Origin of the sequence: Mesorhizobium sp. M1A.F.Ca.IN.022.07.1.1, from assembly GCF_003997575.1 — a bacterium.
Classification (GTDB): Bacteria; Pseudomonadota; Alphaproteobacteria; order Rhizobiales; family Rhizobiaceae; genus Mesorhizobium.
On the sequence record NZ_RZST01000640.1, the window covers coordinates 1 to 1,173 of the forward strand.

Below are 1,173 nucleotides of genomic sequence, written 5' to 3' on the forward strand. Positions count from 1 at the left end.
ACAGCGCATCGCGCATGCCCTGCGCGCGGCGCAGGATGTTGTCGGCGGCCGGATTGCCCTCGATCGTGCAGATCGTGCCGCCATTCGGCTTGGCCTTCTTGATGTATTCGCCGATTCGCTTGCCCATCAGATAGTTGTCGGTGCCGAGATAGGTCTTGCGAAGCGCGGCGTCTTCCTTGGCAAGATCGGCATCGACCGTCATGATCGGGATCGACGGATTGGCGCTCTTGATCGTCTGCGCGATCAGCGGCGCGTTGGACGGCGAGATCGCCATCGCGGCCGTGTCCGGCTTGCTCAGCATGTCCTGCACGATCTGGGCTTCGCCGGCCTCGTCCGAGGTCGATGCCGGGCCGGTGTAGAAGCATTCATATTCGGAGCTGGCGTTCTCCTTGTTCCACTTCTCGCAGCCCTGATGGATGGCTTCGAAGAACGGGTTGTCGAGGCCCTTTACGACAATCACGAGCTGTTTCTTAGCCAAAGCCGGCCCGGCGCCCAGCGCCATGGCGGCGACGGCGGCGAGCAAAAGTGATTTCCTCATATCAGTCCTCCCTTGAAAACAGACGGACACGACGTGCCCGCCACACCGACCGGCCCGGATGCAAGCAACACGCGAATAACCTGGAAGGTTCGTGTCTCAAGCCGGGCCGATAAGCATTTGCCGATCCGTCCAGCTCGAATGGGCGCCGGCCGAATCCTGAATCTTGCCCATCGCTTCACCTCGAGCAACGATTCCGCGACGGAAAAATTCTTCCTCCAATGCTAGCTAATAACGCCTCGCCGCCAACGTCAATTCCAATTTGTCCTACAAAACCGATTTTTCGACGGGACTCGAAATTAATCGCCCGACAATTGATTGACGCCCATGGCCGCATTTGCCTAAATGAGTCTATCGCACCTGCTCGGGAGGAGTTGGAGGCGCGAGGCCCCTGCGGCGCCGGCAATTATGGCAAGGCAGTCGAGGGACGAAAACGGGGAGGCTTAAGGCTGGTGTCGGTTCTCGAACTCGCCAACATCTCGAAGCATTTCGGCGCCATCCAGGCGGTGAACGACGTCTCGTTCACGCTCGAGGCCGGCCAGGTCGTCGGCCTGATGGGCGACAACGGCGCCGGCAAGTCGACGCTGGTCAAGATGATCGCCGGCAATTTCCGCCCCAGTCACGGCACGATGCACATG

2 protein-coding genes are annotated in these 1,173 nt (G+C 60.1%); one reads left to right on the forward strand and one right to left on the reverse strand.

The features are described 5' to 3' along the window. The coding region (locus EOA75_RS33040; RefSeq protein WP_164747764.1) for a substrate-binding domain-containing protein at nt 1-538 on the reverse strand (538 nt) is incomplete at its 3' end. A 446-nt stretch (nt 539-984) separates the two neighbouring features. On the opposite strand from EOA75_RS33040, the gene EOA75_RS33045 reads away from it, so the two are divergent. Then, a partial coding sequence (locus tag EOA75_RS33045) for an ATP-binding cassette domain-containing protein (RefSeq protein WP_127326154.1) occupies nt 985-1,173 on the forward strand: 189 nt, incomplete at its 3' end.